26 protein-coding genes and 2 pseudogenes are annotated in these 26,309 nt (G+C 63.8%); 17 read left to right on the top strand and 11 right to left on the bottom strand.

Annotation, left to right across the window (positions count from 1 at the left end; translation table 11 throughout):
* Positions 1-281: 281 nt before the first annotated feature.
* Both AKJ13_RS27030 and AKJ13_RS27025 read left to right on the top strand, forming a co-directional pair.
* Positions 282-656: a response regulator gene (locus AKJ13_RS27030; protein ID WP_050736097.1), complete on the top strand. Its 375-nt coding sequence runs from the start codon at positions 282-284 to the stop codon at positions 654-656.
* 153 nt (positions 657-809) lie between these two features.
* Positions 810-1,007: a hypothetical protein gene (locus AKJ13_RS27025; RefSeq protein ID WP_144426407.1), complete on the top strand. Its 198-nt coding sequence runs from the start codon at positions 810-812 to the stop codon at positions 1,005-1,007.
* A gap of 32 nt (positions 1,008-1,039) precedes the next feature.
* Here the strand turns inward: AKJ13_RS27025 and AKJ13_RS27020 are convergent, their stop codons facing one another.
* On the bottom strand, positions 1,040-1,282 hold the full coding sequence (locus AKJ13_RS27020) for a hypothetical protein (RefSeq protein ID WP_050736095.1): 243 nt from the start codon (positions 1,280-1,282) through the stop codon (positions 1,040-1,042).
* A gap of 218 nt (positions 1,283-1,500) precedes the next feature.
* Here AKJ13_RS27020 and AKJ13_RS27015 point away from each other — a divergent pair, with 218 nt between their 5' ends.
* From AKJ13_RS27015 to AKJ13_RS27000, 4 genes are all read left to right on the top strand, one after another.
* Positions 1,501-2,292 (top strand): helix-turn-helix domain-containing protein, encoded by a 792-nt coding sequence (locus AKJ13_RS27015; protein WP_050736094.1) that lies wholly within the window; start codon positions 1,501-1,503, stop codon positions 2,290-2,292.
* 50 nt (positions 2,293-2,342) lie between these two features.
* A complete protein-coding gene (locus tag AKJ13_RS27010; protein WP_082317159.1) occupies positions 2,343-5,351 on the top strand; it encodes a PAS domain S-box protein in 3,009 nt (1,002 codons plus the stop codon).
* A gap of 74 nt (positions 5,352-5,425) precedes the next feature.
* Positions 5,426-5,806, top strand: a complete 381-nt coding sequence (locus AKJ13_RS27005) for a response regulator (RefSeq protein ID WP_050736092.1) — start codon at positions 5,426-5,428, stop codon at positions 5,804-5,806.
* 148 nt (positions 5,807-5,954) lie between these two features.
* Entirely contained in the window at positions 5,955-6,500 is a 546-nt protein-coding gene (locus AKJ13_RS27000) for a ferritin-like domain-containing protein (protein WP_050736091.1), read from the top strand.
* 78 nt (positions 6,501-6,578) lie between these two features.
* On the opposite strand, the gene AKJ13_RS32920 is transcribed toward AKJ13_RS27000, so the two are convergent.
* Positions 6,579-6,842 carry a DUF3606 domain-containing protein gene (locus AKJ13_RS32920; RefSeq protein ID WP_244471755.1) on the bottom strand — a complete coding sequence of 88 codons (264 nt, stop codon included), beginning with the start codon at positions 6,840-6,842 and terminating at the stop codon, positions 6,579-6,581.
* Positions 6,843-6,922: 80 nt separating this feature from the next.
* Positions 6,923-8,893 carry a PAS domain-containing sensor histidine kinase gene (locus AKJ13_RS26995; RefSeq protein ID WP_200905714.1) on the bottom strand — a complete coding sequence of 657 codons (1,971 nt, stop codon included), beginning with the start codon at positions 8,891-8,893 and terminating at the stop codon, positions 6,923-6,925.
* A 1,645-nt stretch (positions 8,894-10,538) separates the two neighbouring features.
* Here AKJ13_RS26995 and AKJ13_RS26990 point away from each other — a divergent pair.
* Positions 10,539-11,009 (top strand): MucR family transcriptional regulator, encoded by a 471-nt coding sequence (locus tag AKJ13_RS26990; protein ID WP_050736089.1) that lies wholly within the window; start codon positions 10,539-10,541, stop codon positions 11,007-11,009.
* Positions 11,010-11,352: 343 nt separating this feature from the next.
* On the opposite strand, the gene AKJ13_RS26985 is transcribed toward AKJ13_RS26990, so the two are convergent.
* Positions 11,353-11,601, bottom strand: a complete 249-nt coding sequence (locus tag AKJ13_RS26985; RefSeq protein ID WP_050736088.1) for a hypothetical protein — start codon at positions 11,599-11,601, stop codon at positions 11,353-11,355.
* Positions 11,602-12,220: 619 nt separating this feature from the next.
* On the opposite strand from AKJ13_RS26985, the gene AKJ13_RS26975 reads away from it, so the two are divergent.
* The 6 genes from AKJ13_RS26975 (at position 12,221) to AKJ13_RS32915 (ending at position 16,615) form a co-directional block, all read left to right on the top strand.
* Positions 12,221-12,502: a hypothetical protein gene (locus AKJ13_RS26975; protein ID WP_050736086.1), complete on the top strand. Its 282-nt coding sequence runs from the start codon at positions 12,221-12,223 to the stop codon at positions 12,500-12,502.
* 448 nt (positions 12,503-12,950) lie between these two features.
* Positions 12,951-13,223: a hypothetical protein gene (locus AKJ13_RS26970; RefSeq protein ID WP_244471754.1), complete on the top strand. Its 273-nt coding sequence runs from the start codon at positions 12,951-12,953 to the stop codon at positions 13,221-13,223.
* Between the two features lie 98 nt (positions 13,224-13,321).
* Positions 13,322-13,564: a hypothetical protein gene (locus AKJ13_RS26965; protein ID WP_050736084.1), complete on the top strand. Its 243-nt coding sequence runs from the start codon at positions 13,322-13,324 to the stop codon at positions 13,562-13,564.
* 292 nt (positions 13,565-13,856) lie between these two features.
* Entirely contained in the window at positions 13,857-14,057 is a 201-nt protein-coding gene (locus AKJ13_RS26960) for a hypothetical protein (RefSeq protein WP_050736083.1), read from the top strand.
* A 538-nt stretch (positions 14,058-14,595) separates the two neighbouring features.
* Positions 14,596-16,251, top strand: a complete 1,656-nt coding sequence (locus tag AKJ13_RS26955) for a porin (RefSeq protein ID WP_050736082.1) — start codon at positions 14,596-14,598, stop codon at positions 16,249-16,251.
* 226 nt (positions 16,252-16,477) lie between these two features.
* A complete protein-coding gene (locus AKJ13_RS32915; protein WP_244471753.1) occupies positions 16,478-16,615 on the top strand; it encodes a hypothetical protein in 138 nt (45 codons plus the stop codon).
* A gap of 1,952 nt (positions 16,616-18,567) precedes the next feature.
* Here AKJ13_RS32915 and AKJ13_RS30955 read toward each other — a convergent pair.
* The gene (locus tag AKJ13_RS30955) at positions 18,568-19,335 is read right to left on the bottom strand and encodes an alpha/beta hydrolase (RefSeq protein WP_244471752.1); all 768 of its coding nucleotides are present in this window, start codon (positions 19,333-19,335) and stop codon (positions 18,568-18,570) included.
* A gap of 329 nt (positions 19,336-19,664) precedes the next feature.
* On the opposite strand from AKJ13_RS30955, the pseudogene AKJ13_RS26940 reads away from it, so the two are divergent.
* Positions 19,665-19,883 (top strand): annotated as a pseudogene (locus AKJ13_RS26940) (transposase); the annotation flags it as partial.
* Positions 19,884-20,832: 949 nt separating this feature from the next.
* Here the strand turns inward: AKJ13_RS26940 and AKJ13_RS26935 are convergent.
* A complete protein-coding gene (locus AKJ13_RS26935; RefSeq protein WP_050736079.1) occupies positions 20,833-21,090 on the bottom strand; it encodes a hypothetical protein in 258 nt (85 codons plus the stop codon).
* A gap of 220 nt (positions 21,091-21,310) precedes the next feature.
* Positions 21,311-21,538 carry a hypothetical protein gene (locus tag AKJ13_RS32910; RefSeq protein WP_082317155.1) on the bottom strand — a complete coding sequence of 76 codons (228 nt, stop codon included), beginning with the start codon at positions 21,536-21,538 and terminating at the stop codon, positions 21,311-21,313.
* A gap of 433 nt (positions 21,539-21,971) precedes the next feature.
* Here AKJ13_RS32910 and AKJ13_RS32905 point away from each other — a divergent pair, with 433 nt between their 5' ends.
* Together AKJ13_RS32905 and AKJ13_RS26930 are read left to right on the top strand one after the other, a co-directional pair.
* Complete coding sequence (locus tag AKJ13_RS32905; protein WP_082317154.1) at positions 21,972-22,259, top strand: hypothetical protein; 288 nt, start codon at positions 21,972-21,974, stop codon at positions 22,257-22,259.
* A gap of 400 nt (positions 22,260-22,659) precedes the next feature.
* Positions 22,660-23,130, top strand: a complete 471-nt coding sequence (locus AKJ13_RS26930; RefSeq protein WP_050736078.1) for a tellurite resistance TerB family protein — start codon at positions 22,660-22,662, stop codon at positions 23,128-23,130.
* A 234-nt stretch (positions 23,131-23,364) separates the two neighbouring features.
* Here AKJ13_RS26930 and AKJ13_RS30930 read toward each other — a convergent pair whose 3' ends face one another.
* Positions 23,365-23,535 (bottom strand): DUF3606 domain-containing protein, encoded by a 171-nt coding sequence (locus tag AKJ13_RS30930; protein ID WP_082317151.1) that lies wholly within the window; start codon positions 23,533-23,535, stop codon positions 23,365-23,367.
* Positions 23,536-23,804: 269 nt separating this feature from the next.
* Here AKJ13_RS30930 and AKJ13_RS26925 point away from each other — a divergent pair, with 269 nt between their 5' ends.
* On the top strand, positions 23,805-24,875 hold the full coding sequence (locus AKJ13_RS26925) for a hypothetical protein (RefSeq protein ID WP_050736077.1): 1,071 nt from the start codon (positions 23,805-23,807) through the stop codon (positions 24,873-24,875).
* A gap of 35 nt (positions 24,876-24,910) precedes the next feature.
* Here the strand turns inward: AKJ13_RS26925 and AKJ13_RS26920 are convergent, their stop codons facing one another.
* From AKJ13_RS26920 to AKJ13_RS30925, 3 genes and pseudogenes are all read right to left on the bottom strand, one after another.
* A complete protein-coding gene (locus AKJ13_RS26920; protein ID WP_244471751.1) occupies positions 24,911-25,156 on the bottom strand; it encodes a hypothetical protein in 246 nt (81 codons plus the stop codon).
* Between the two features lie 299 nt (positions 25,157-25,455).
* Positions 25,456-25,881 (bottom strand): annotated as a pseudogene (locus AKJ13_RS26915) (hypothetical protein).
* Between the two features lie 230 nt (positions 25,882-26,111).
* The coding region (locus AKJ13_RS30925) for a carbohydrate porin (RefSeq protein WP_144426405.1) at positions 26,112-26,309 on the bottom strand (198 nt) is incomplete at its 5' end.

Raw genomic sequence — 26,309 nt, 5'->3', positions numbered from 1 at the left:
GCTTGGCTTATCCGGACGAAGGGGCAGACGGCCGCACCGGTGCCGGACACCTCTCATAATTCAAGCGTTGTGAAAGGCCGAGCTGCCCCCGGCTGATCGGGGTTTCTCTCTCTCATAAATCCGAGCCGGAACTCACGCGCACGCCACAGCCCTGCTCCTATTCGGCACGCCACAGGACGGTTTGACGGTTTTGGCCGGGGCTGTGGTCCTCTACGCCATGGCGTAGCTTTTCGCGTACCGCCACGCTGAAACCCAGCCCTTACAACCCATGTTAGAAGGATATGAGCCCTCACCCGCCGGTCGTTCCGAATGTCGTGCTGGTTGTCGAAGATGAAGGCTTCGTCCGCATGGTCGCCGTCGACATCCTGCAGGACGAGGGATTTACGGTGCTGGAGGTGGCCACCGCCGATGAGGCCTGGCCGATCCTGGAAAGCCGTAGCGACATCGGTGTGCTGTTCACCGACGTGAACATGCCAGGGAGCATGGATGGGCTCGCCCTTGCCACGCGCGTCGCTGAGCGCTGGCCGCGCATCCGTCTAGTCCTGACCTCTGGGCGTCAGGGCCTGAGTAACGACGAGGTCCCTGACCACGGGCAGTTCGTGCAAAAGCCCTATCGTCAGCGCGATCTGATGAGCGCCATCAGCCACGCGGGCTGAGGTCCCCCGGAGCGGTCCTGCCCAGGTGCGATGACGCTGCCGAAAACCTGACGTGTGGGCGTCCGGGCGCGGCTTGCGACCCCGCCAAGCCTCACTACCTGAAGGGTAGTCCCAGAGACCAGGCAACCGATGCGCGAGGAAGTTAGGCAGGTGATGGACCTCACGATCGAGGGCATCATCAAGGATGAAGGCTATGCCCGCGAGTTGGCCGAAGCCGCGTACTGGACCGAGCAAGACGGTCACCGGGCGATCGCCGAAGACATGCGCCACGTTGGCCGTCAGTACCGGATCCGAGGTATGAAGAAGCGGGCCAGGCTCGCCCTGCTTCAGCGCGCTTATCCGGACGGCTGAGCGGTCCTGCATGAAGACGTCCAGCACAAAGCCTAGCGCTCAGGATGGCACTCGGCTGCCAGATTGAGCGTCACGGTGCACAGCACCGTGCCGGCCTCATCGCGCACGTAGGCTTTGAACGCACGTTGCCCATCCGCGGGCGGTGGCTCGCGCCCGATGTCCGGCAACGCCGCGATCGCGGCGTCCCTGGCGGCGTGCAGATCTGCGTAGCAGGTGCCCTCCTCATCGCGCAGACCAACCTGGCCGTCCTCATAGTCGATGAAATAACGGGGCATCACAACGTGCGGGCTCAGGGACGCAAACGGACACGAACCTAGAAAACCTGCAGCCGCAAAAGGTTGCATGGGTTAGGGCGTGTGCCCTTCTAGGATAGCCAAGCCGATGAAACGCGCCACTCTTTCGGGCATCTGAGCACTAGTGGCCAGACAGGGGCGTAAGCGTTGCGATAAAGATTGTGCCCAAGACGATCAGGACTGACCCGCCGCTAATCCCCATGCTCCCCGACATCGACGCACTGCTCAGCGGCAACCTCCTGCTCAGCGCCCTGCGCCTGCCCGATCAGGCCCTGATCAAATCCCACCTGGAGCTGAAGGAGTACGCGCGCGGCGAGGCGCTGTTCGAGGCAGGCGAGGACGTCAGTTACATCGCCTTCCCGCTCGGCCAGTGCGTGGCCGCCCTCGTTATCGGTTTGACCGACGGCCGCGCGGTCGAGACCGCCACGGTCGGCCGTGAGGGCGCGATCGGCGGCGTGGTCAGCCAGGGCTCGCTGCCAGCATTCAGCCGCGCGGTCGTGCAGGTCCCCGGCGCCGTGCTGCGCATCGAGGCGCCGGTGCTGCAGCAGATCAAGCAGACCTCACCGGGGCTGCGCAACCTGATCACCCGCTACTCCGACTGCCTGCTCGCGCAGGTGCTACAGTCGGTGGCCTGCAACGCCAGCCACACGATCGAGGCCCGCTGCGCCCGCTGGCTGCTGAGCCTGCAGGACCGGCTCGGCACCAACGTCCTGCCGATCACCCATGAGGTGCTGGCCGAGCTGTTAGGCGTGCAGCGCTCCTACCTGTCGCGCGCGCTCCGCACCCTGCAGCAGCAGGGGCTGATCCAGGTCCGCCGCGGGCGCATCATCATCGTGAGCCGCCCGGCAATGGAAGAGGCCACGTGCGAGTGCCACGGCGCGGTCAAGCGGCACTTCGAGGCCGTGTTGGGCGCCGTCTACAACGCCGGCGGCACGCTGGTGTCACTACGGCCTCAGCCCGCCGAGAAAACTCCGATGTGTCAGGCCGTTTGATGCGGCAGGACGCGATGGAACATAACACCCTCCGCGGACGTGACCCTGTCATGAAGCAGGCCAAGTCCCTGAAGGACGAAGGTGCGCGCCTGCAGGCGCTCGACAGTTACGGCATCCTCGACACGCCGCGCGAACAAGGCTTCGATGACGTTGCGGCGCTGGCCGCTGAGATCTGCTGCACGCCGATCGCGGTGGTGAACTTCATCGGGGACGGCCGGCAGTTCTTCAAGGCCGAGGTTGGCCTCGGCGTGCGCGAAACCCCGCTGGAAACGTCGTTCTGCCGCCAGGCCATCCTGCAGAGCGACTTCCTCTACGTCCCGGACGCGACCAAGGACCCGCGGTTCGAGGGTAACCCCCTGGTGACCGGCGAGCCAGGTTTGCGCTTCTATGCCGGTGCCCTGCTCAAGACCGACGACGGGCAGCCGATCGGCACGGTCTGTGTGCTCGACACACAGCCCCGTGGGCTTACGGAACGCCAGCAGGCCAGCCTCCAGCGCCTAGCGCGCCAAACCATGGCGCAGCTGGAGCTGCGTCGCGCTGCCCGCGTGCAGCAGGCCGAACGGGTGCTGCAGGGCCGGATCCTGGAGAGCGCGACGGACTACGCGATCATCGCGATGGATCGCAGCGGGCGGGTGACCCGCTGGAACACCGGCGCCGAGCAGATCCTCGGCTGGCGTGAGGCGGAGATGCTGGGGGAGCTGACCCACCGGTTCTTCACACCCGAAGACCAGGCGATCAACCAGCCCGAGATCGAGATGGGCACTGCTCTGGAGCGGGGCAGCGCGCCGGACGAGCGCTGGCATGTCCGCAAGAACGGCACGCGGTTCTGGGCCAGCGGCGAGATGATGCCGCTCAAGGCCGAAAACGGCGAGATCCAGGGCTTCCTCAAGATCCTGCGTGACCGCACCCAGCAGCAGGACGATGCCGCCTCTCTGCAGGACAGCGAGCTGCGCTTCCGCTCGCTTGTCGAGGTCAGCCCGCAGGTGGTCTGGTTCGGCGACGCAGCGGGCAACGTCACCTACTGCAACGCTTACTGGTACGACTATACGGGTCTGCCTCCTGGTGAGACCGGCGAGGCGAGCTGGATGGGCGTGATCCATCCGGACTATCGGGCGGCAACGCAGAGCGCCTGGCTGGCGGCGGCCCGCACTGGTGAGGCCTACGAAGTCGAGTTCCCGCTGCGCCGGGCCGACGGGCAGTACCGCTGGTTCCTGTCGCGGGCCCGGCCGGTGCGCGACCCCAATGGAGCGGTCCGCAGCTGGATCGGCGCCTCGCTCGACATCCATGAGCGCAAGCAGGCTGAAACCCGTTTCGCCGCCCTGACCGATCTCTCGCCGGCGATCATCTGGTTCGGCAATCCGGACGGCAGTCTCAGCTACCTGAACGACCGCTGGTACGAGTACACTGGCCAGACGCCGGAGCAGGCCTTGCCGCTGGGCTGGGGTGAGGTGATCCATCCGGACGATCTGCCCGGCCTGCTGGAGGTCTGGGAGGATGCACGCACCCGTGAGGTCCTCTACGACACCGAAGCCCGGCTCAGGCGCATCGATGGCGTCTACCGCTGGTTTCTGATCCGCGCCGAGCCCCTGCGCGACGAGGCAGGCAAGGTCATCGGCTGGCTGGGCAGCAACAGCGACATCCACGACCGCAGGCATGCCGAACAAGCCCTGCAGAAGGCGCAGGACCAGCTGCGCCTGGCGGTGGAGGCCACGGACATCGGCATCTTCGACTACGACCTGGTTACCGGCGATCTCGGCTGGGATGCACGGGTCTGTGCCCTGTTCGGGCTGCCGCCGGACGCGCCGGTGTCCTACGACGTGTTCCTGGCCGGCCTGCACCCGGACGATCGGAGCTGGGTGGATAAAGCGGTCAAGGCTGTCCTCGATCCGGCCGGCAACGGCGTTTACGACATCGTCTACCGCACCATCGGCCTGCAGGACGGCATCGAGCGCTGGGTTGCGGCCAAGGGACAGACGTTCTTCGCGCAGGGCAAGGCGGTGCGCTTCATCGGCACCGTGCGTGACGTCACTGCGAGCCGGCAGGCCGAGCAGGACCTGCGCGAGACCGAAGAGCGCTATCGGATGGCCTCACGCGCCACCAACGACGCGATCTGGGACTGGAACCTGGCCAGCGATCATATCCGCTGGAACGAGGCGGTGCAGACCCTGTTCGGCTATGCCGCTGACGAGGTCGGGCCGAGCGGCGCCTGGTGGAAGTCGCACATCCATCCGGATGACCGCGAGCGCATCAAGGCCAGCATCTACGCCGTGATCGATGGCGGCAGCGAGCATTGGGTCGACGAGTACCGCTTCCTGCGCGCCGACGGCTCCTACGCCTACATTCTCGACCGCGGCTATGTCATCCGGAATGGCCAAGGCCAGGCAGTCCGAATGATCGGCGCGATGCTCGACATCACCGAGCGCAAGCGTGCCGAGGAACACCAGCGCCTGCTCACGGGCGAACTGCAGCACCGGGTGAAGAACACCCTGGCGATGATCCAGGCGATCGCCAACCAGACCCTGCGCAACGCGACCTCGCTGCAGGAAGCGCGCGAAGCCTTCCAGGCCCGTCTGATCGCGCTGGGCAAAGCGCACGACATTCTGACCCAGGCCAGCTGGACCGCCGCGCCGATCGCAGAGGTGATCGAGGGCGCGCTCGGTGTGCACCGCCATGATGCCTCACGCATCCGGATCAGCGGCCCCAACGTGCTGCTGGCGGCCAAGCCCGCACTCTCGCTGGCGTTGGCGCTGCACGAGCTCGCGACCAACGCCGCCAAATACGGCGCGCTCTCAAACGAGAGCGGCGTGGTCGAGCTGCGCTGGCACGTGGTTCACGACGACGCGGCGCCCCGGTTCTGCCTGACCTGGACTGAACAGGGCGGGCCGCCAATCCTCACTCAACCAGCCCGTCGCGGGTTCGGCTCGCGTCTGATCGAGCGCAGCTTTGCGGCAGAGGTCGGTGGCGAGGTCAAGCTCACCTATGCGCCCACGGGCGTGGTCTGCCGACTGGAGGCGACGCTCGCCGCGATGCAGGAGCAGCGCGGCGAGCTGGCGGCGTAGCGGCCGGATCCGGGGCCGGGGGTTTGTATCCGGCCACGCTGAAACCTTCCCTGTGGCTTCCGGCTTAGGATTGCATGAGTTCGCCTGCTGTGTCGTCGCCTGTCGTTGCCCTGGTTGCCGAGGATGAGTTTCTGCTCCGGATGGAGGCCGCCGACACGCTCACGGATGCCGGGTTCACGGTGCTGGAAGTAACCACCGCCGACGACGCCTTACGCTTCCTGGAAGAACGGGACGGCGTCGACCTGCTGTTCACCGACGTGAACATGCCCGGCGATCTCAGCGGCTTCGACCTGGCCCGAGAGGTGGCCGGGCGCTGGCCCGAGATCACCATCATCGTCTGCTCGGGCGCGACGCGGCCAGAGCCCGGCGACCTGCCGGAAAAGGCGCGGTTCATCGATAAACCCTACTCGGCCACGCTGGTGCAGCAGATCCTGCGCGAGCTGCGCGCAGCCTGAGCTGGAGCTCGCTGGTTCCCGGAATTTTTCGACATTCACCAGAATTATGTTGGGACCCTGCTGCGCAAAGCCACGTTTTCCCCACGCTGGCCGTCGGTGAGATCACTCCCGCTGCCTCGAATGATCAACAATCGGGAGATGGGAAGATATGGCCACCAAGCAGAAAACCTTGCAGGACGCGTTCTACGAGACCCTCAAGGACGTGTACTACGCTGAGAAGCAGTCGGTGCGTGCGCTGAAAAAGTCGGCCAAGGCCGCCGAGCATGAGGAATTGAAGCAGGCGTTCGAGACCCACGCCGAGGAGAGCGCCGTCCAGGTCGAGCGCCTGCAGCAGGTGTTCGAGATCATCGGCAAGCCGGCGCGTGCCAAGACCTGCGAGGCCATGCAGGGCCTGACCTCCGAGATGGAGGAGGACCTGGAGGACTTCGGCGACAGCCCGGCCGCCGATGCCGTGCTGGCCGGCTGTGCGCAGGCGGTCGAGCACTACGAGATCGCCCGTTACGGTACCTTGAAGACCTGGGCCAGCCAGCTCGGCTACGGGGACGCGGCCAAGCTGCTCGATGAGACGCTGCAGGAGGAGAAGAAGACCGACCAGCTCCTCTCGCAGATCGCCGAGCGCATCAACGTTGAGGGTTCCGAGGAGAGCACCGACGAAGGTGCCACCAAGGGCAAGGGCGGGCGCAAGGCCGCCTGAGCCAAGCCCCAGCGGCCTGCTGACACGAAAAGGGCGCCCTGCGGCGCCCTTTTTCTTGTTTGGTCGGTCAGGCCGACGTCAGACCTTGAGGTAAGAGGACAGGGTCGCGATGCGTGAGCCAACCATGCGGATCGCCTGACGCAGCTTCTCATCGCTTATGCCCAGGCGGGCAGCGAACTGTTCACGGGCCGAACGATCCCAGACGTCGAGGTGGGAGCGCTCCGCGCTGGTGTTGTGGGTCTCAGCCATAAAATGCGATGTCGCGCCCGAAACGGGCACGCTCCTGATACAGCTGTTGGGATAAAGGGAGAACACCACAACGGGCATTTTGTTGCCATGCATGCCGCGCACGGAGTTGGCGCGTCGGCCCAGCCATTCTGCTCGACAAGCAGTGCTGTGTGCCTCAGCCCTGCAGCAGCAGTTCACCCCACCTTCGGGCGGAACTGCACCACCTCCGCCTCAGGACGCAGGCTCATCATCAGCGCGCGGGCGAGATCCGCCTGCTCGAACGGCTTGGCCAGGCGCACTACATCCGCCAGCCCGACTTCGGGCAGCTCGGCATAACCGCTGGCCAGGATCACTGGTACGGTGGCGTGCTCCGCCCGGAGCGCGTCAATCAGCTGCGCACCGGTCATGCCGGGCATCATCTGATCCGTGATCACGAGATCGATGCTCTCCCCCCGGCGCAGGACCCGCAGCGCCTGGGTGGCGGAGGTGGCCTCAAGCACAGCATGGCCGAGGTCCTCCAGCATGGCTGCCGTGTTCGCCAGCACCAGCGGGTCATCATCGACCACCAATACCGTCAGCGCCTTGAGGTGGGGCAGCGACGGGCCTGTGTCAGTCGCCTCGTCTCTCAAACTGCCAGCCGGGGCTTCCGGCAGCCACAGCTCTGCGGTCGTGCCCTGGCCTTTAATGCTCCTGAGGATCAGTCGGCCGCCCGACTGCTCAGCAAAGCCATGCACCATCGAGAGACCCAGTCCCGTGCCCTTGCCGACGCCCTTGGTCGTAAAGAACGGCTCGGCCGCCCGGGCGAGTGTCTGCTCGTCCATGCCCTCACCCGTGTCGGTCACCGACAGGCAGACGTAGCTGCCGGGTGCCAGTCCGGGGATGTCATTGGTCGCCGCCTGCGCCTCACGCGCGGCGATCGTGATCGCGCCACCCTCCGGCATGGCGTCACGGGCGTTCACGGTCAGGTTCAGCAGCGCCAGCTCCAGCTGGCTCGCATCCGCGCACGCCAGCGGCAGCTGCAGCGGAAACTGTGTGCTGACTGGAATGGTCGAGCCGATCGAGCGCTGCAGCAGCTCGGCCATGCCGCGCACGAGTTCGGGCACATCGATGGGGTCGGTGGTCAGTTCCTGGCGCCGGGCAAAGGCGAGCATGCGCTTGGTCAGCGTCGCGCCGCGCTCAGCCGCCTGAACGGAGTTCTCGATCAGCTGCCGGAGTTTGGGATCCGCCGGCAGCCGCTTCCGGGCGAGGCTCAGGTTGCCGAGCACGACGGCGAGCAGGTTGTTGAAGTCGTGCGCCACACCGCCGGTGAGCTGCCCGATGGCTTCCATCTTCTGGGACTGGATGAAGCGGGCCCGGGTTTCCTCCAGTGCCTGCTGCGCCTGCCGCCGCTCGGTCACGTCGCGCGTGATTTTGGCGAAGCCGACCAGCTCGCCATGGTCGCCGCGGATGGCATCGATGATGACGTGCGCCCAGAACCGCGTACCGTCCTTACGCATGCGCCAGCCCTCGGCCTCGAAGCGGCCCTCGGTCGACGCTGTCCGCAGGGCACGCGCCGGCAACTCTGTCGCGCGGTCCTCGTCCGTGTAGAACCGGGAGAAATGCTCGCCGATGATCTCGGCGTCGGTGTAGCCCTTGAAGCGCTCTGCGCCGCGGTTCCAGCTCGAAACGTGGCCAAGCGGGTCAAGCATGTAGATGGCGTAGTCCTGGACCCCCTGCACCAGCAGGCGGAAGCGCTGCTCACTCTGGCGCAGGGCGTCCTGGGTGGCTTTTCGCTCGCTGAGATCCCGCGTGACCTTGGCGTAGCCGACCAGCTCGCCGTCCGCACTCCGGATCGGGTCGATCAGCACGTGCGCCCACATCAGGGTGCTATCTTTGCGAACCCGCCAGCCCTCCTGCTCGAAGCGGCCCTCTGTGGCGGCGATGTGCAGGGCTCGCGCTGGTAAGTTCGTGGCCCGGTCCTCCTCTGTATAGAAGCGCGAGAAATGCTGTCCGATGATCTCCTGGTCCGTATAGCCTTTGAAACGCTGGGCGCCGCGGTTCCAGCTCACAACATTGCCCTGCGGGTCGAGCATATAAATCGCGTAATCAACGATTGACTCAACGAGCAAGCGGTAGCGCTCATCGCGAACGACTGCCGCCTCAAGGGCCTTTGTTGTCATTTCCATATGATCTTGTTGAGTGCTGGGGCGTGAATGTTCGGCAGCCATAACGCGGTCCTACCATAACGGTGCTAAGCTGTCGTGGACTTCGCGCGAGGGTTGAAGGGCGCGAGTTTCCGCTCATGTAAAGAAAACGACCGTTTTCTGGACATACCACGAGCGCCTGCTGTCGTGCTGCCGGCGCCGCGGTGGAACTGGTCACCGAACGCGCCGGCTCACGGCCCGCTCTCACCCTCTAGCCCGGCCATGTTCCGACTCGCGCCGCCGAGATGCGCAGCTTCCCGACCCTGCACGCCGCCCTGGACGCCGCAGCCGAGGCTATCGATGGTCAGGATGCCATTCCGTGGATCATCACGAACAGCGGCGACATCCTCACATCCCCCAAGATCGCCCACCCGAGTGCAACTGCTGCTCGCACCTTCAGTGCGTGTGGTGTGATGCCCTTCCTGCTGCCGTGCTGCTTACCGTACCACGACCGTCTTCTAACGCCTCTTGCCGGACCCGACCGTACCCTGTCGTGCCGTGCCTCCACCGACGTGCCACGGCGCCGTTCAGGCCGAGACCGGATCCGGCGACGCCGTCATCCATCAGCTGACCCATCTGCGCAGTGGGGAAAGGCTGCGGCCACGAAGGGCTACAAGGGCCCACAGGGTGCCAGTCATTGCCAGCGAGTTTGCCAGCGATTTGCCACGAGCTTGGGGGTATCACACCTCACGCACTGAAGTGTCTGCCGTTCCGTAGACCCACCGAGGAACCCGGCTGCGCGGACGGCGTAGAGATCCTCGACCGTCTGCTCGAAGCGCAGCAGACCGAAGCACCCTGCAGCAACGTGAACCATGGCGACGTGTTTCAGGGTGCTCCGAAACGCTCGCAAAGGATCGAAAATGTTCTCTGCACGCCTGTGCACCAATGGTGCGGGAGCATCCTGAGGACACCGGCTTCTACCCGGATGCCAAAACCGGCGGCGTCAGCCCATTCGCATAAGGGCAGGCTACGGAGCGACGGGGCGTTCCGCGGTCGTACGCGGCCTAGGGCGCACCGTGGGAAGGCCTCCTTCGGGGGCGTCTACGAAGCAGGGGCCTATGACCGCTCGGGGTGGATTGAAGACTGTCCGCTTCGCTTCCGCCGATCACCGATGGACCGTAGTAGGCTGCATGGCGCCCTTGTCGTAGGGTCCGTTGTGCTGGCTGTCGCCCTATGGGTCGCAATCTATGAGGTGACTGACCGCGTTATCTGGCTTTGGTGACCGAGATCGGCAGTCCGCCTTAGACGCCCTTGGCCGAGAACGCCCACATGCCATGAGGCTGACGGGCAGAGCTTGCCGTAGAATGAGCAAGGCCCGCCCTGGTGTTCCAGTAGCGGGCCTGATGCGACTGCGTTGGCGAGGCCGCACCAATCAACTTGGAAGGCGGTGCTGCTCTGCTGACGCTCGGCTCCCCAGCCGGTCGCTGAGAGCAACCTGATGCGTCATGGTTAACGGATCGTTGCCGCCGCAACGACAGTCGTCCAACCGGCGCTATGGCCGCCCCAGTTGGCTGCATTCGCTGCAATATCGATCGGCTGCGACGCGGACGACCATAGTGTCTGGCGACCCATTCGTTGCGCATATGAAGCGTGTTAGGTATTGGGCGAAAGCACGGTACGCGATTGTATGCACTTCCCCACGGAGAAAAATCCTTTGTACGACCCTAAGTTTATCGTTTTGACCAGCGAACTTGTGGCTTCATATGTCATGAACAATTCAGTACCGGCGACTGAGCTTCCTAATCTCATCCTCAGGGTGTATGACGCGGTATCGGGGCTGACTTCTGGTGGCGCACGTGACGCAGCAGTGCAGACCGTTGAGGTTGCCAGACCTAGCCCCGCCCAGATCCGCAAGTCGGTCCAGCAGGACGGGATCGTCAGCTTCATCGACGGCAAGACCTACAAGACCCTCAAGCGGCATCTGACCGCCAACGGCCTTAGCCCGCAGAGCTACCGTGAACGCTTCGGTCTGTCAGCGGACTATCCGATGGTCGCTCCGAGCTACGCCGAGCAGCGCTCCGCCCTGGCCAAGGCGATCGGGTTGGGGCAGCCCGGCGCGATGGCCGAACGCGCACTCAAAGGCCGCAAGGTAGGTTGATCATTTGGTGGTGGGCCATTGACGCGTTGCCACAGGTGAAGGACCAATTACGCTACGGTCTTCAGGGAAGCTGACGCACCGCAGGTTTTTACGGAATGGCTGTGTTCCACCTCCAATGCGTGGTCCACCGAGGATGCGTGAGTGGTATCGCGCTCGACAGCGAGCGGATTTCTGCCTGTACCGAAGCTGGGGCGGTTGTGAAGCCAAGGTTCGGTTTTCCCGCCTCTTGGGCTCCCGCTCGGGGTGGGCGGCTTTGAGGGACGACGCTGGCCGCGTCATCTGGACCTCACGGCGCCAGGAGGTGTCCGGTGCTTCCGACGAAGGCTGACTGCACGTCGCCGGTCTAACGTCGCTCCGGCTGCGCGAGCATGATGGCGGCGCGGACGGCGGCTCGCCGAAGCTCTGCGCTCGCCCATGGCTGGCCAATCAGCGTGTTGGCGAAGGGATGGTCCGCGACGGCTGCGGCTGGATCGATCCGATAGCCGTCGCCGAACGAGACAGGGCCGGTGGTTGGATCGGCCATGTAGGCGTTCACCACGGCGGCAACATCGGTCTCGACGATATCGAGAGTAGCGAACAGGTCGAGCGTCATGAGCCGGTTTGACATGGCGCCGCCATAGCCGCTCCACGATGGCCACACTCTGAACGAGGTTAACGGCCGGCATGTGGCCCAGTCACGTCTTTGCGAGGCCCCACACGGACCAAGCGCTATCAACGGCTCGGCAACACGCTCTTCAGGAGATGGCTATCGTTTGAGCGGCTGCGACTTTTGCTCGTCAGGCAGCACTTCCTGCAGATGGCGGTGTACGATCCTGGCGCTGAATGGCTTCCCGATGAAGTGCGCGCCTTCCGGCAGGCCGTCAGGGCCCGGTAGAACCCGCCCGGAGGCCACGACGATGGAGATGTGCGGGTAGCCAGCAGCATGCATCGCCCTGATCGCTCGTGCGATGTCAGCCTGGGTCACACGTGCTGGAGTGCGGGGCATTGGCCATCCCTTTGGGAGGATCCTATCCTTGAACCTGATCTGCTCACGACCGACGAGGCGGCCAAGCTGCTGCGGATCGGGCGCCGGACCTTTGATGGGCATGTAGCCCGCGGTGACACCGCCAATCCGAGAGGTCTGGAGGGGAGCCCAAGATTGGTTCGCCATCTCGGATCGTTACGCCACCTTGGCCGTTCCCCAGGCTGATCATACCGACCGGAGGCATCTCATGGCCAAGGATATGAAGAGCAAGTTCCCTGGGTCCTTGCGTGACCGAAAAGACGCGGCGAATGAGGAAGCCGTCAAGGTGAGCACCAAGATCGATGAGGCGTTCGAAAAACTAGCCAAGAAGATGCGTGGTCAGGCGGACAAGGCAAAGATAAAAATTGACGGCACGAACAAGCCAGAAAAGCGCGCTAAGTTCCTGCGGCGCTATGAGTTGTATGTGGACGCAGCAACACATCTCGAAGAGCGTCTCTCGCATCGTTCCGAAGAGTCCGATAGAGATTAACTCGGTGCGGGCGCTCGAGTTAGATATATTGTATCATATTGTGTCTATTCAACCCGGCTTCAGCCGTATATTAAGCATCAAATATTCTGAAAGTCCGGCCACTCGCTTGAGGTTGGATGGCGGAGCGGCGGCGACCGACAGCGCGTCCAGAGCCTCATCCGCGGTGTTCACCAGCACAGCGTAGATGGGGGCTACGTCGATGCTCGATGACTACAAGGTAGCACTGAAGCTCGAGTGGTTTACTCACCCATACGGAATGGGGCGACCGTAGCAGTTCACGCGTTGTCGGTTGACCCCTTTCGGCAGCGATCCCAGCTCGCTGTAGGCTCGGATTGTCGTTCTATCGGCCGGTAGCCTATGAAACGGGACATCCAACGCATCGCAGCCGGGGCCAAGGTCGTCGGCAGAGGGGATTGCCATTGCTTCGATCGAGGAACTCGCTGGTACGTTGCAGGGGCTGGCCGGACCGGGGATCAAGCGGAAGGAACTCGTCGCAGCGGTGCGCGAGAAACATCCCAAAGCGTCCAAGAAGGACATCGTGCGGGCCGCCTTCTACGCCCTCACGAGCGCCGTGGATGGCGACGTTGAGCGTGCCCAGCGGCTCCATGACTTCGCGCTCAGCGAGCGAGCTCCTGAGGACGGGGAGCCCCCGCTTCCGGTGACGCGTCGGAAGAAGGATCGGCGTCGGGATGCCCATCGCAACCACCAGAAGGCGCACTGAGTGGCGCTGAGCAGACCAGCGGGGCATGTCGTTTGATTGTCGCAGCACGGACATATGAGACGCACCGCGCCGTTTCACCGACTCGCCGGGAGCGCATCATGCCCAAGCACTACTGCCTCGACCCGCACGACCCCTACGCCGAGCAAGAGGTCCTGGTTGAGTTCCAGCCAACCGCCGCAGGTCTGATCCTGATCTCGGCCATCGACGAGTGCGACGAGGATATCCTGCCCGACTTAGTCGATGCGCAGTGCGACGATCTCCGATGCGAACTCGCGATGGCTTGCCGGACCACCAACGGGTCTGGCCAGCTTCCAGGCACCACGGCAACACCTGCAGGGTGAAGTCCAACGGAGGGCTCGTAGTGCCGGTTCGCTGACGAGCCGATCAACACGGCCAAGGTCATCTCACCGTCGTGACACGGGCATAGGGGACGCGCCCTCTGGTTGTGCAACCCGATGGGAACCCGTGGTTGATTGGTCTGACTACCTCGATGAAAGCCGCCCGGCGTCAGCCGATCAAAGCCGGATGCGAATGTATATCGCTATGGGGCTGACCGGCATGGGGATGCTCGGTGCAATTGGCGGCATGCTGCACGTCCTCCCGGCCTGAACCGGGCTCTTGAGAACCTATGAAATGAGCGAAACCGAAACGCTTCAGCCGTTCACCTTCGAACTGGTCCCGTCGCAGCGCGAGACGGGCGGCTACCACTGGGCGATCCGCAAGCACGGCAAGCTGGTACAGCGCTCCGACACTCCGCTCTCGACAGAGACGAAGGCGCGCACCCAGGCGCTGGCCATGATCGAACGACGCCGCGTCGGGCAGGTGAACTGGTAGTCCGCGTCCGCTGCACCATTCCGGACGTCATCAGCATGCGTTGCGTTCCTGGACACCTCAGTCCGCAGTCTGGACCAACCACGTCGCGTTACGGATGCCGAGCACACCAACATGTGGCAGCCGAACACTGGAACGGTGACGAGACAAGCTTTGCTTGCACCTACTCGCCATCGAGGACGCCTAAACCGCGCATCAGAGGCCCAAGCTCGAACGCGCTACGCGACTGTCAGTTCGTGGTTTGACGCGTTACCTAGCTATATTTCGCCGACTTAGAAATGCTGGGTTGGAGTTTTAGATCATTATCAAGTACTTTGCCGGCTGGTTGCGTATATGCAACGCCTATTAAGAGATGACTCGCTTCCGAGAGAAAGGCATTTGCTCGATCTTATCTTTAGGGCATAGACCGTCTCGGCGCGCTTCACGGAGCCGTCAGCCTGCTGGAGCCCACTGACAAACGTGGGTCGCAATAAATCGAGTGGCGAGATCCGGACAAACCGGACGCTGTCATGCCAACGGTCTCGAAGCTTTGGGGTTATCGATGAGGTTCTTGAAGAGCTCAATGCTGAGCTCGGCTGCTGCATTCGCGGCGGTCGGTGCTGCGCACGCCGCCGACCTTCCGGTCAAGAAGGCGGTCCCGATCGAGTACGTCCGCGTCTGCTCGGCCTACGGCGCCGGCTTTTTTTACATTCCTGGCACCGACACCTGCCTGCGTCTCTCCGGCCGCGCCCGGTTCGAGGGCGGCTACCAGACCAGCTACTCGCGTCAGAACGGCTCGAACGCCGGTGATACCTCGGGCTACCAGGGCCGGATGCGTATCAACCTGGATGCCCGCACCCAGACCGCCTACGGCACCCTGCGCGCCTTCGTCCGGCTCGATGCCGGTTCCCGCACCGGCTATTCCGGCGTTGGCACCTCCGGCACTCAGCAGCGCATCGGCCAGGCCTTCCCGGCCCTCGGCATTGACCAGTTCGGCCGCGCTCAGCAGTTCGTGAACGTCGACAAAGCGTTCATCCAGTTCGCCGGCCTCACCGCCGGTCGCGCCTCGTCGTTCTTCGACTTCTACGCTCACGACTTCGAGTTCGCTGGCGCTACGCTCGGCTCCGACATCGCCTCGACCAACCTGCTCGCCTACACCGCGACCTTGGGCAACGGCCTATCAGCCACGCTCTCGGTCGAAGACCCGGTCTTCCGCCGGACCCCGATCTTCTCGCCGTCCAACAACCCGGGTGGCGTCACGAGTAACGCCAACATCGCGAATTTCGCGCAGAGTAATGCGCCCGCCCCGGTATTCATCGGTTACACCGGAGGGGTGCCGACGCGGTTCAGCTTCGTCGACGTGATCCAGCGCTCGCGCATGCCCGACTTCGTCGGCGCGTTGCGTCTCGATCAGGCCTGGGGTTCGGCTCAGGTCTCGGCTGCCGTGCATGAGCTGAACGTCGGCAACGTCGCCAACGGTGCGGGTACTGGCACCGGCTCGAACATCAGCATCCCGCATACCAGCAACTCCTACGGCTGGGCGGTGCAGGGCGGCATCAAGATCAACACGCCGTTCATCGCGCCGGGCGACGCCCTGTACCTGCAGGGCGCCTACGGCTCCGGCTCGCAGATGTACACCGGTTACTGCGCCTACAGCGGCTGCTATTCGCAGAATGCGACTACGATCCAGGGTCAGAAGTTCGCCCAGTACTTTGCTGACGCGACGATCAATCCGTTCAGCGGACAGATGGAGCAGTCGACGAGCTTCACCGCGACGGCTTCGTTCCTGCACTACTGGACGCCGGAGTGGCGCTCGGCCTTCTTCGGGTCGTACGGTGAGATGGACTACCGCTCCGGTGCCCGTCTTGCCCAGGGCGCGGCCTTCGCACTCGCCAACCCGGCCGGTGCCAACTCCTTTGGTGTGAACGCGGTTGGTACGCCGGGCACGACCTTCTTCAACCTCAGCGAGGCCCTGCGTGATACCTACCAGTTCGTCGCGGGTGCAAGCTTGATCTGGTCGCCGGTGAAGGACCTCGATATCGGTGTCGAGGGCTTCTACACCCAGATCGGTCTCAAGAACGGCCGCGTGATCGACCGCGACAAGAGCCCGACTGCTTACGCCAACGTCGCGGGTATCAACGCCGGCACTTTCGTGCCGCGGACCACCACGCAAGACTCAGTCTCTCAGGTTCGCTTCCGCGTTCAGCGCGACTTCTAGTTCTCCAGATCGGGATCGGATTTCTCCAAAGCTCCGATCTTGATGTCCCCGTGCAAAGGGATCCCACTGGCCCGGCCGCAAGGTCGGGTCTTTTTTTGCGCCGTTGTCGGCAGGGTTTAAAATATATGCCATTTGTACTTGATTGAAAAAATATAGAGAAAAGAGGATTGCGGGTTCATCCCACCTTCTCCTCGATCCCCAGGGTGATGCACGTTATCTCGGCGCCATGGCCAAAGAGATCCCCACCATCGGCGACCTGCGGCGCAAGTCCGAGGAGATCGGGGCGGCGACGGCCGCCTACCTGAATGACGAGAACGCCGAGCAGTTCGTTTTCAAGCCGGGCCACCAAATCGCCGTCGCCTAGGCGATTGAGATGCACGCCCAGGCCAAGAAGCTGCTGGCGGAAGAGGTCACTTCGCCGGGGATACGGCGGACGATGGTCATGACCGCCGTCATCACCATGGACTTCACGGCTCAGGGATGAGCACCTCGGATATGCGCAAAGCGATGTTAGCGAACATGGAGGCCCTTGCGGACGATATCCTCGTCATTGAGGCGATGGCAATAGAACCCGCGGAAGCCGGAGCCGAGCTGTCTGACCGCGGGGCTGAGGAGCTACGCGCTATGGTCAGACGGAAGCAAGTTCAGGCACTCGAACGGCGTAGCCAGCTCGCCGCCCTCAGGGTGGAGTATGACGCGTTGTTTCGCCCAGCGCAGTAGGAAGCCTCATGCGGGTTCAGCGGGTCGAGGTGCCGGAAACAAGGGGGCCACCCCCGAGGGAGCGGCCCAAGTCTAGGGAGGAAACGCCCGTAAAGGGCAGCAACGCGACGATGCTGGCGCTATCGCCGTGCCGCGCTGCATCAACCCATGGTGCGGCGCACGGTTCCAGGTGCCACTTGACGGATCTCCTGAATGGAACGGGCTGTTCTCTAGGACCAAGGGTGGCCCACTGATCGGCGCTAGCACAAAGCTCTACTGGTCCGCCCCTTACTCGGGGAGGGCATGGATCGGACCAACGTGTGTTCCTCGTCAGGACCCACTACCTTGCTTCGCGACCAATCGGGGCCAACGAGAAAAGCCCGCCCTGGTAATCCAGGTGCGGGCTTGGTGCGATTGCGCCGGCGAGGCCGCACCGTGTCATCAGGGGGGCGGTGCTGCTCTGCCGACGCTCGGCTCTCCAGTCGATCGCTGAAAGCAACCTGGGGCGTTATGGTTAACAGATCGTTTCAGCTTCGGAGGCGACGGTTTAACTGATGCAATGGACGTCCCCGGCGGGCTGCAGTAGCTCCATGGCATGGCCAGCAACCCGACCGTGTCAGACCTCCTGAAATCGAAAGAGGTCACCGACGCGCGCCGCGGTTATCAGCCTCTCATATTGGTCACGAACCTATGGCTCTCGGGTACGCCATCGCGCTCGTCCTAATCGGGGCGGGCTCGGCTCTGTTCGTGGTCGGCACATGGATAATTCGTCGGGACGCTCATGCCCGAGCCTCAGTCCTCAAGACGTTCCTGAAGACCGGCGTGGCTCCAGCCATACCTGCGACCCACATAAGTGTACCAAGGTCGACCTCGCGACTGCCTGTAGGAAAGCTACTTCTACGAGCACCTGGCCCACCTCAGGCGGAGGTAACCCATGCGCTTCGGCGAGCCTATGACCGCTCCCGAATTCGTATCGCCGCTGCTTGATCGGCACTTTCACCTGGACGAGCACAAACTCGCCGCGGCGCTCGCGACTGCAAGGCATGTAGTAGACAACCACGCGATGACGTTCAGCCGGCAGGCGACAACCCCGTCCAGCATTCACCGTGACGGGGTCTGGCTCGGTTTAGGGCTATTCAGCCGCCACCACCGTTCCCGGCACCACCGCCACCGCTGCCCGTTGTACCAGTACGCGAGGGCTGGTTTGCATTACCTGCTGCAGCCGAGTCGGGCGCGATGCTGTCTGCAGCGCGGCCGGTGGGCGAGTAGGTGGCAGCACCCTCTTCTCCAGTCGAGCCTGGCTGGCGGGTGACAACGCCGGGTGAGCCAGGGGGAACGATCACGGTAGTGCTCGTCGGGGTCTCAATCACTTGAGCGACGGCGGGTGTCGCCAGCGCGGCGGCGAAGGCCGCAACAAGGATGGTTTTAGTCATAAGGTTCTTCTCCCGTTGGGCTGAAAACCGTCGATGGAGTGCAATGTCTCCCAGACGCGATGTCACAGGTGAGGGCGGCGTTGCGAGGATGGCGAGCCGGACATCCACTTCGAGATACAGCCCCGCGTTCGTCTCAGTGGCTGAGGTTTAGCGGGATAATGGTCGTCCTCAGGCTTGGTTGAGGTCAGCGCACGACCCCTTGTCGATCCAACCATGCTCGACACAACGTAGGCCAAGCCGCCGAGGGCGTCCCAGGGCGGCCCATGCCAAATCCGTGGCCACCGGCATCGAAGCGGTGCATCTCGACCGGCACGCCGTGCTCGCGGCACGCTGCTTCAAGCAAAATCGTGTTCTGCGGGCTCACCGTGGTATCGTCGGCGGCCTGTGCGAGGAACATCGGCGGATCGTTGGCGCGAACGTAGCTCTGCACAGACCACGTGTCCCGCACTTCCCGGCTCGCGTGTTCGCCCACCTGCTTGCGTGCTGTTGCGGTCTGATCAGACGGAGCGCCCAAGGTGACGACTGGATAGAGCAGCACAGCAAAGTCCGGACGGGCCGACTGTTCGTCAACGGCATCGACCGGCGCATAGGATCGGCAGTCGCTGCGGACGGCGACCATACCGAGGACATAGCCTCCAGCTGAGAAGCCAAGCACACCAACGCGAGCCGGATCTATGCGGTACTGCTCAGCCGCTGCACGGATCATTCGCAGCGCCCGTTGGCCATCCTGTAGCGGGGCCGGGGTCGGGTCAGACCATCCTTCTCCTGGCAACCGGTAAGTGAGGACGAAGGCCGTGATACCTTGATCAGTGAGCCATCGCGCAGCGGGATAAGCCTCGGTAGCTTGACTGATGCCCGTGAGGCCGCCACCGGCCGCGATCAGCATCGCGGTGCCGTTCGGCTGCGCTGGCGCGAAAACTTCGAGAGTAGGGGCTGCGATGTTGGAGATCACGCCGTCCTTCTCATGCACCGGTCCTGTAGGGCCACCGCCGCCGGGCGGGGTTCCAGGCCAGAGCGAAAGATGCTCGGGTGCGACATCGGCATGAGACCGACCTGCGAGGGCGCTCGTGACCGCTGTAATAAGAAGCGTGCGACGATGGAGTAGCATGACGTTCCCGATCAAAGGAAATGTCAGGCTAAGCAATTTCGATGACAGCTGATTGATCGCCTGGAAGGCGATCTGCTGAAGGTCAACAGGCGGGTGATCCAGGGAGGTGACGTGACCGGCTGGCTTTGAACCGGGCTGATTGAGAGGATCAGCCAGGACCGAAGGAGTTGGACATGAAGCGAGGTCAGAAGACGGGTGCGGAGCAGGTGGTGCTGAAGCTGCGCCAGATTGAGGTTCAGACGGCGCAGGATAAGAGTTTGGCGATAGCGTGTTGGGAGGCGGAGATCTCCGAGCAGAGCGACTCACGCTGGCGCGAGGAGTACAGCGGCCTGCAGATCGATCAGGCCCGTCGGATGAAGGATCTGGAGCGCGAGAACGCGCGATTGCGCCGGCACGACACGCTGCCGTAGATCGACGGACAACGGTGAAGGGATTGGCATCCTCCTTCACCCCTCAACGTCTCAGACCCCGAGCCGTCCCAACACGCTCGGGTGCAGCTCTAGCTGAAGCGCTGCATGCCCGCAGGAATGCGATTAGAGAGGCCGTGGAGCCCATTGGCATTCCGCTCGGCCGTGGTGGTGTTGACGCTGTTCCCGCTGAAACGCCTTCAGCGGGCTCCTAAGCGATCTGTGGCCATTGATAGGCGCAGCCGGCTCGCTTGCTCGGGCCCAATGCCGCCCGCACTCGGATCGCGGTTCCCCACCGGCCAGCTCTCTGTACTACAGGTCGTAGGAGATGCAGTCGTCCGCAACGGCGCCTGCTGACTGTGCATCGATGCCATTGCGGCACAGTCCGGTGTGAGCCGGCGGCTAGCGTAGGCCGCAATCCGCCCGGCCGAGGGCGACGGGCTGCTGACCATCCAGGAGCGCCGCCACCAAGGCCGGAATAACGACCCGAATGTCGTGCGCATCATCAGCCGGGAGGGGCTGGCTTGGCTCTGGCGGGGAGGGCGGGCCGCCGCCCCAGCGCTCTCGGGGGATAGGGTGCAAAAATCTGCACCCCACAGATAAGGGAGATCCACAAAGGCAGATTGTGGACACGGAACCGAAAGAAGGCTGCCGAGGGGTAGCGGTCGACCTCGGCCGATCAGGTTGAGCGAGAACTCGTGCGGGTGGTAGGACGGGACAAGCCATGCAGTAACGGTCTGCAGTCGGACGATATGACGAACGATATTCGCGACCGGCCCACTGTGGCAAATCCGCTCTCGCCTCCTCGTCATGGGCTAGTTAGCTCGCCCTAAACGAGGGGCTGCTCATGAACCGACACATTGCCGCGATCCTGCTGACCGCGATCGGGCTGGGCGCTTGCCAAACAGGTGCCCCAGGACCGCAGCAAGGCGGATCAGGACTTCGAGGCGCCGCGCTTCTCCAGGAAGATGTCACCCGTCTCAGAGCGGATCGCGATGCCCGTCGGATCAGCTACACGGAATGGGCCGAGCGCACACAGGCGGCCGCGCGAGCAAGCGTGCCGCTGAGTCGGCAGGAAGAGGACGCTCTCGAGTACCGCAAGCAGCTCGCACGCCGTGTAGATGCTGGAGAGATGACGCCGGCGCAGTTTGATCGCGAGAATGAGCGGGCCCTGCGGCAGCTGAAGGCTCAACGCGGCAGAGCCTAACCAGCGACAGCCTCTCCCAGGCCTGTTACAGGACGGCTTCTTCCCGTCAGCGCGCCCCAAGGCGTTCGCGACACCGCAAAGCGTGCGACGACAGGCGACTGTGGGCCAGTTCCTCGTAGGCCGCCCGTGAAGCCTCGGCCGGGCAGTCGCGTGAGGGTCGGTGCGGCGGGGGGACTGGACACCGCAAGCGCCGGCCCATGGCCTGTTATTGCAGGCGGCTTGATCCAGTGTTGGCTCGGATCCAGCGAGGCGAGAGAATGTCGCCATCCTCAGTGATGATCCAAGGCTGCGCGTCTTCAACGTTTATAGCTTTAGCCGCTGCCGCGAGAGCCTGACGTAGCGTCGGGAACTCGTGACCCTGTGCGACGTGCGCTGGGCCTCGGCTAGGCCACACGGTCAGCTCCGCGCGCTTGTCGAGGTCGGCTCGCGTCATGCTCTGCTCTCGGCTGTTGAGGGAGCAGGAGTGCTTACCGACCACATGCAGCACGCGAGTGACAATGTGGTTAACGGTTGGTGTCTCTATGCCCGTTGCTCGAGCTTCCGGCGCGAAGAAACACGACAGCTATGTGCGCTGATCGGAGCTCAGGCATTGTTTGTTGCGTCGCACGGGCCTAAGTGTGCGCTGCGGGATAGCGATGGCGTCGCGATCCCGCTGCCCTTCTTGGGCGTTTCCTCCCTAGACTTCGGGCCGCTCCTTCGGGGGTGGCCTTTTCTTTGTCCAGGGCGGCTTCGGTATCCGAACCGAATGCATTCGGCAAGCAAGATGATGCCGACTGCGGGTGCCCCCCAAAGAAGCTTGAACGATATCGACTTCGAGGACGTTCAGACCCGGCCTGATCGAACCGATTTGGCCGGAGAAAAACGCCATGTCGATGAAGACACTGACCCTAGCAGCTGCGCTCACGCTTGCGGTCTCAGGTGCCGCAATGGCTCAGACGCCGGTCGGGGGCGGCAGCGCTGAGGGCAACATGAACAACCCGGGCAGCGTGAAGAGCAGCTCCCAGAAGTCCATGGAGACCGGTGCAGGATCGATGGGACCTGGCATGGCGCCTGGTACCAGCGGTGGTCCGCGGGTTGATACCCCTGGTGCTCCTGCCGGCAGTGGCTCTGGGAACGGCACCACCGGCAGCGGTGCAGCCCCAAGCGGGAAATGAGCAGCAATGGCCCCGCGGATGCTCGCCGCGGGGCATCTCTCGATGCTCAGTGCTGAGTCAGGCTATCGACTGTCTCACACGTACCCAACGTGCTTGAGAACCGTGCGAGGTGACTGAGGCTCGGCTCGTTCAGGCTGCCGGCATTGGCAAAGGTCGCCAGTGCGATACCCACGAGGAACTGAGCCTCGGCCTCCGTCACTTCTCGACCACTCAGGGTGCTGGAAGCGCCGCGCACGGCCAGCACTGCTTGTCGAAACGCAGGACTATTCTGTAGCTCTGCCAGCCGGGTCATTCGAAGCTGCCGAACGAGGGAGCTTGCTGAAGAGGCAAGCTGATCCCGGGCCTCTAACATGGCGCCTGCACCTCTGCAGGACGGCCGTCTAAAAACGGTGGGATCGCAATGAACGCCTTCAAGGATCTGCTGACGCGCTTCAGCCGGACCTTCACAACCTATGCCGGCGACGAAGCGCTGATGCAGGCCGGGATTTCAGCTGCCGCAAACGTCATCGTGGCCGATGGCGAAGTGGCAGGCGACGAATTTGAGACTGCACTGGTCGGTCTGCGCGCCAATCCGATCATCGAGAAGGGCTACGACCTCCTCATGCTGGAGGAGGCGCTGTACGAGGCAATCGCCCGGGCACGGACCCGAGCGGGTCGGGTGGAGAACCTACGCCGGGTTGCCGCGATCGCCGGCCGTCCGATGGAGCAGCGGCAGGACGCGTTCCTGGTCGCTGCCGATGTGGCTGACCATGAGGGCGTCAGCGAGATCGAGGACAAGGCGCTCGCCGAGATCGCCGCGGCCCTCATCGTCGACAAGTCTGAGCTGATGCAAACCCCGGTCGCTCGGATCACGCCAAGCCTGTCGACCTAGGCTCTCCGATCTCGACCAGCGTCCCAATCCACGACCATAACGCTTGATGTTCAGGCCCGCCGCGGTCGGCAGCTAGGAATGCGGCCAGGGCGGTATCCGTGATGTGCCCACCAGAGCTAGGGTTGGCTTCGTGGCGGACAAAGCTTCGCCAGTTGGTGGGATCGCGTAGCAGGAGCCACCGATCCCCGTTTGGGCTAGCGTAGAGTTCCCGGCCCAAGGCTCATCGCCTATCGATCAGCGAACCGGCTGGCCGAGGTAAGCGGCAACGCTCGTGACACGCGAGCCGACCATGCGCACGGCTTTGCGCAGGCGTTCCTCGGTGATGCCGAAGCGCAGCGCCCAACCTTCACGAGCGGCGCGGTCGAACACGTCGATGTGGGCCTTGTCATGCATCTCGGTCGGCATGGTCTGATCCAGCGGTTTCCCGGCCGCGCCGGGATTTTCGCTTTCAACTCAACAGCCGCCTCTGCGGTTTCCGCCGCCCCTCGGTGATACACCGCACGCCGGAACGATCCCTGGCAACCCGCCCACAAGGATGCTCCCGACCCTAAACCCGTACTGATCTGCGCTATTAACCATCACGTAACACAGGTTAACAAATTGTTGGCGTAAAGCTCTGCTTTGTGAGGAAATACGTAGGCGGGCCGGTGTCCGTCACGTCTTTCGAGGTCATTATGGTTCGGGTCTCGGCGCTTAGGCTCACGCGTCGCCTGGGTACGCGCGCGCTAGTAAGCCTCGCAGCCCCACTTTTGGCCCTCCTCGCCGGTACGAGCTCCGCCAGCGCTCACGTGAAATGGTTCTGCGCCTACGACGTCGCCGGTCAGCCGCGCGGCCTCGAACAGGTGCTCTGCACCAACTTCGAAGGGCTGACTGTCCTGGCCCTGGTCTGCCTGATGTTCGGGTGTCTGGCCGAGGGCACGCCGCTGGGCGGCGCCCTCATGAACGCGCTGGATCGCGTGACCACCCGGATCCGGACCGACACCGAGCTGCTGGTCCGGGCCACGCTGGGCTTCTTCTTCGTCTCGCTCTGGGAGCTCGGCGGCATCATCCTCACCCCCGAGCTGAAGACTGAGGTTGCCTGGATCCCGTGGTTCCAGCTCGCGCTGGCCGCCTGCCTGATCTGGCGCCGCACCATGCCGCTCACCGGCCTGGGCATCGTGTTCCTGTTTAGCTTCGCCACGGCGCAGTACGGCGTGTTCCACCTCGCCGACTATCCGGTATTCCTGGGTGTGGCCTTCTACCTGATCTGCCAAGGCCTCAACCTGAAGCCCTTCGGCCTGCGCCCGCTCGACATCGTGCGCTGGACCGCCGCGATCACGCTGATGTGGGCCTCAGTCGAGAAGTGGGCTTACCCGCAGTGGACCGATCCGCTGCTCGCCGCCAAGCCGCAGATGACCATGGGCGCGACGCCCGAGCTGTTCATGCAGGCGGCCGGCGTCATTGAGTTCACCCTGGCCTTCGCGCTGATCTGGACCCCACTCGTCCGGCGCGCCGCAGCGATGATCCTAGCGGCGATCTTCGTCTCGGCGGTGTTCGAGTTTGGCAAGGTCGATGCGATCGGTCACTCCGGGATCATCGTCGTACTGCTCGGCATCGCCGCCGATGACGTGCGGCGCCCAGTGCGGGTCCGCGATATCGCCTGTGCGCCGGCCTACTACGGCGGTGCGCTCGCAACCTTCCTGGCGCTGTACTACGTCGGCCACGAGGCCCTGTACGAAGGCCTCGCCGGCCTGCCGGTGATCTGAGGCTGTCCGGTACGCGGAGCCCGGTGGCGGCCCTCCTACTGGACGTGGAGGGTGAGCTTCATCTTCGGGTGGATGCCGCACTGGATGATGAAGTCGCCGGGCTCCTTCAGCGTCAGCGTCGCCTGCTTGCCCGGCTCCTGGTCGCCGGCGTCGAACGCGAACCGATCGGCCTCGATGAAGGCGTGATGCACCATGCTGTCGTCCCCGTTGACGAGGGTGACGATATCACCTCGGCGTAGGAACAGGTCGGTGGGATCGTAGTGTCGGCCCTTCTGCAGCACGATACGAACGACGTTGGAGAGACCGGCTTGGGCTGGCCCGAGCGCGAACAACGCCGTAACGAGAGCGATAGGCGCGCCGATGAGAAGCTGGCGGCGTAGATTGTAAATTGCCACGGACACAACCTGTATAAACTAATCTTCGAGGTCTATACCTAGCAAAGTCTGGCTACACGTCACCTAACAGATATTAGTATATCAGCCTAAATCTCTTGGTGCTTCGCGCTCGCTTTGCAGAATGACTCGCAGTTGTGCGTTGGTCGCAACGCAATTTTAACCACGGACGATCCCGGCTCGATGCCTCAAGCGTAGGGCCCACCGAACAAGTCGCCGATCGCCTTCCGCCGGAACAGCGTGCGCCAGCGCCTCCTCTGATGCTCCGGGCGATCGTGGATCATGTGGCAGCGCTGACAGAAGGCCGCGAGGTTGGCGTCCGCGTTGTTGGCGGTGTCGTGGTCCCGATGTGCGGCTGCGAGGACGACCCTGGTCGGGCGAGCGCGGCCGAGGATGTCGACGCCCGAACCGATCCGGATCCGGCGCCCCATCCATCGCGCCAGCGGTTGGCCTCAGCGTCCCACCAGCGGCCATCGCCGAGGTGATAGACCAATCTGCCCGTGCGGTCGCCCGCAACTCTCGCAGCGGCCCTGGGCTCGGCCGAAGCGGATCGCCATCGACAGCTCGCGCCAGTCGATCGGGTAGAAGAAGCGGTGCTCGGGCCGGATCGGCATGGTGGCGCACAGTGCCACTAGATGTGAAGGAAGCGTAGCATTCGGGCCGCCTTCGAGTTCGAACAGGACTCATCGCATGTCGACGGCGCGCAGGCTTGCTACACGCGCATGCGCGAACTAGTCTTCGGAAGCATGACCTGAACGGTTCTGGAGCAGACGCCTGTCTGCTGCTTGATGAGCCCTTGAGGATCTCACCGGATCGGGACCCATAGGATCCGCCGGCTTCGGCCCTAGTAGCGGATAGTGGCACGCAGGCCGAACACCGCGGCGTTCTTGATCCGATCGCCATCGGCATCGCGTGGGTTGGCGGTGCCGCCGCTCGGCCGGAACACGTATTGGAAGTTCGGCTGCAGGGTGATGCCCGGGGCCAGGACCGCCTGGTAGGTCGCCTCCAGCACGGCCTCGCTGCTGCGTCGAGGACCCGGTAC

This window comes from Methylobacterium sp. ARG-1 (assembly GCF_001262595.1).
GTDB lineage: Bacteria > Pseudomonadota > Alphaproteobacteria > Rhizobiales > Beijerinckiaceae > Methylobacterium > Methylobacterium brachiatum.
This window is presented reverse-complemented; position numbering and strand designations above follow the sequence as displayed.